This window comes from Spiroplasma sp. ChiS (genome assembly GCF_002968355.1).
Taxonomy (GTDB): domain Bacteria; phylum Bacillota_I; class Bacilli_A; order Mycoplasmatales; family Mycoplasmataceae; genus Spiroplasma; species Spiroplasma citri.
In genome coordinates this window covers 1-3952 of sequence record NZ_PUUH01000006.1, presented here as the reverse complement: position 1 = coordinate 3952, position 3952 = coordinate 1, and the positions used below count along the sequence as shown (strand labels likewise).

Genomic DNA, 3952 nt, shown 5'->3' with positions numbered 1-3952 from the left:
ATTAAAATTTTAAAGTTTTTAAAAGAAAAATGATGAGAAATATTAGTATATATTTTAGTTGTTGGTTTTGGTTTTTCTTTATTTATTGGGTCAATTTACGATAAATGAGATAGATTAATTAATGAATTTGGCATTTTATTTTGATATATGTTATTTGCAAATTTGTTTTTTTGATTTGAATTAGTTTGATGTATTTTATTTATAATTAATTTTAGAAATAAGAAAGGTGGTAAAGAATAATGCGTAAGTTATCATATTTATTTGCCATATTTATTTTAACTTTTTTGGATTTGGTTATTCCATTTATTACTTTAACGGCGTTTAGACCCTTAAATGAGGAGCATTATACGCTTAAACAAGAGAATAAAAATAAAAGTAATCATAAAGGTATTAATGAAACTGATTTTATTAATACGATGTTTTTACGCAGTAGTTTTTTTGAAAATTGGTCGGAAACAAATTATTTTATTAATCCAACTTTAAAAACATCAAAAAATTTATTGTTTAATGATAAATGGTATTTAGATTTTTTACAAGATAGTTATTCAACCGGAGTTGTTTATGATAAACCAAATTAAATATTTTTGTCTTATTATCAACAATGACATAGTTTAAAAAATAAGTATATGGTTGAAAAATTTTATGATGTTAAAAGGGAGAATTTTTTGAATGATTTAACTGATTTTATTTATGCTTTTGCCGTAAAATATCAGTTGTTTGATGTATCGAAAGAAATTGTGGAAAATATTGACCGTTATAAAGAAAATCATTATCCAAGAGTTAAGTTGAAAGTAGATAATTGAAAATTAATTGATAGAAATTATTTTGAAAAAGAAATTAAAAAACCAAATGATAAATGATATATTGGTATTATTCCATATAATGAAATTTACAAAATTTATAAAATAAAAAATAATTCTGAAAAAAATAATTCTATTAATCGACTTTTTACAAAATATGATAATGTTTATCGTTGAGATGGTGATGGTGAACCACAAACACCAACTATTGACAAAAACACCGGTGAAATTACTGATTGAAATAGTTATCAACAAAATCGCGTAGAAGAATTTATTGATTTATCTTTATATTCTGTTTTGCAGGAAAATATTAGAGTTCAGCAAGGTGGTAGTGCGGATTATGAAAATCCGAATAAGGTTGGTACAAAGCGGATAATTTTTGATTTTGAGACGGTTGATGAATTGGATGTTAAAAATATTTTTAAAAAAGCAATTTATCGGATGATTTTAACTGTTGATGAAGCAAATTTAATTATTTCTGGTAGTTTGGAATTAAATAATATTAATAATGATGATTTAAGTTTTAATTTTAGTTTTATCCGAACGGTAACTGGTGAGGTTTTTAATTTTAATTGTTCAATTTATGCATCATTAAATAGTAAAGATTTAAAATATTATCAACAGTTTAGCGGTCAGTTTGATTTATCTAAGTTTTTACAGTCGTTTTTTGCAAGTGCTTTGGTGCCAGTGCTTCAAAATCGTAGTTCGTTTATTGAAAATGGATATATTGATAATTTACAATATGATACTGTTTTAGTTAACTTTTTTGCTTTGAAATTACAAAATTTTAATAATATTTTGTTGAGTGAGAATATTAACGATAAATTGCAATTTGATAAATTATTAAATAGTATGTTTAAGATTTCACAGAAATTTTATACTAATTATTTAGGTACGATTTTTGATTTAGAAAATAATACTTATTTTCAAGGTTATAATAAAAAATATGGTTTGTTAGTAAATAATGGTTTTAAAATTTACCCACGATATTTTTATTTTTCGGATAAATATCAGCAATTAGATATTAAATTATATTCAGCATTTAAAAATCGGTTTTATACGATTAATAATTATGGTAGTGTTTTTAATTATGATTTTTCGGTTGCTAATAATTATGATATTAAGTTAAATTCGGGTTATGTTTTTGTCGGTAATTTACAAAATAAATATGGTTTGCAATATAAAAAAATTGAAGAACAAAAAATCGGTTATAATGTTTTTGAATTGCAAGCACAAAAAGAGAATGATATGTACCGGTATTATGATTTTAATTTTGGAATTTATAACTTACAAGAGATTAATAATGGTGGTTTGTTCCCCGATAAACAATGATGACAAGTGCAATATGTAACGCCAGAGGGCTGATGAGATTTTGGTGCTCATATTAAAAATGCGGTGATTTGAATTGTCAATACTATTCCATTCCCGGTGTTAAACAAGTTAATGAATTAGCGAGTGGTGTTGGTAAGGTTTTTAAAACAGTATATAGTTTTTTTAGTCAAATATTTGAGGTATGAAAATTTAATCCCGCATTGTATAGTACAATAACAAATATCTTTTTATTAATTATTTTTATGAAATTTGTGCGATTAATATAAAAAAGGAACTGTTATTCAGTTCCTTTTTGTTATTTTCAGTCAATAATTTCACCGGTGTTTTTGTCAATAGTTGGTGTTTGTCGTTCACCATCACCATCTCAACGATAAACATTATCATATTTTGTAAAAAGTCGATTAATAGAATTATTTTTTTCAGAATTATTTTTTATTTTATAAATTTTGTAAATTTCATTATATGGAATAATACCAATATATCATTTATTATTTGGTTTTTTAATTTCATTTTCAAAATAACTTCTATCAATTAATTTTCAATTACTATCTTTTGGTGGTTGTTGTGGATTATATGATGGTTTTGGTTTATTATCTCCTTCCCCGTTTTCATTATTATTTGGTTTTTGACAACTAATTAATGATGTTGTACTTGTTGCGGTTAATCCGATTGCTCCTATTATGCTAAGTATTATTTTCATATATATATTTTGTATTAAATATTAATTTTATAAGTTAATGAAAGGTATATAAATGTTATGTATAGTCATTTAAGTTTTATGGATAAAGTTAAATTAGAACAATTATTATTATCAAAAATATTTTTAAAAAAGAATGGTGAACAGAATATTTCTGTAATTGCTAAATTTTTGAATAGACATCGTAGTACTATTTTACGAGAAATTAAGAGATTTAAAACTATTAAAGAATATAGTGCTTATAAGTCAGATGAAATGTATTATGAGAAAAGAAAAAAGAATAATAAAAGATGTAAATTTACTGAAGAACAGATTAATTTTATGAAAATTAGACTTAATAAATATCCTGATGCTCCGAGAAAATTTATTTATCGTTATTTTTTAAAATTTGGTGTTAAATTTCCGGTTTGTGTTAAAAAATTGTATAAATGAATTCGTTTAGGTTTTTATGGTTTTTTAAAACAGAATTTGCGACATCGTGGTAAAAAATATAAAACAAAAGGAAAATCTGATAATCGTGGTAAATTAAATGATTTTAAGTCAATTTGAGATATTGAAAATAAAGTTTCTAATGTTGGTTGATTAGAAATAGATACTGTTGTTGGAAAAAACCATCAATCTAGTTGTTTAGTTTTAGTAGAACAATCAAGTAAAAAATACTTTGCAATAAAATTAGAAAATCATACTGCTAGGGAAGTTGAGAAAAAGTTTAAAGATATTGTTATAAACAATAATTTAATTGGAAAAATAAAAGGAATAATAACAGATAGAGGTAAAGAATTTAGTGAATGACGAGAAATGGAAATATTTGCTGAAACACAAGTATATTTTTGTGATGTTGGCAAACCTCGTCAAAAACCTTTAATTCAAAATATGAATAGTGAGTTTAGAAAATGATTTCCTCTTGGAACTGATTTTAATAATGTTAGTCAAAAACAAATTGATTGAGTAGTTAATAATGTAATAAATGAAAAACTCCGACCGTGTTTAAATTGAATAAGTGCTAAAGAAATGTTTTTGCAGAATATATAAACAATAAATATTTAAAAATGTATATTAAATTATAAAATATGTCATTAAAATTATAAAATTATTTTTTTAGTGTGTTTAAATATGGATAAAA

At 23.4% G+C, this 3952-nt stretch carries 3 protein-coding genes and 1 pseudogene; 3 read left to right on the top strand and 1 reads right to left on the bottom strand.

Features of this window, described 5'->3' with window-relative positions:
• Window positions 1-240 (top strand): hypothetical protein (locus C6B38_RS00955; RefSeq protein WP_199558535.1); only part of this gene is annotated, 240 nt, incomplete at its 5' end.
• Window positions 240-2398, top strand: a pseudogene (locus C6B38_RS00950) (spiroplasma phage ORF1-like family protein). The gene C6B38_RS00955 and the pseudogene C6B38_RS00950, both read left to right, overlap by 1 nt.
• 29 nt (window positions 2399-2427) lie before the next feature.
• Here C6B38_RS00950 and C6B38_RS00945 read toward each other — a convergent pair.
• Window positions 2428-2832 carry a lipoprotein gene (locus tag C6B38_RS00945; RefSeq protein WP_105298313.1) on the bottom strand — a complete coding sequence of 135 codons (405 nt, stop codon included), beginning with the start codon at window positions 2830-2832 and terminating at the stop codon, window positions 2428-2430.
• 57 nt (window positions 2833-2889) lie between these two features.
• Between C6B38_RS00945 and C6B38_RS00940 the strand changes: the two genes are divergently transcribed.
• Window positions 2890-3861, top strand: a complete 972-nt coding sequence (locus C6B38_RS00940) for an IS30 family transposase (RefSeq protein WP_105298312.1) — start codon at window positions 2890-2892, stop codon at window positions 3859-3861.
• The last annotated feature ends 91 nt before the right edge of the window (window positions 3862-3952 follow it).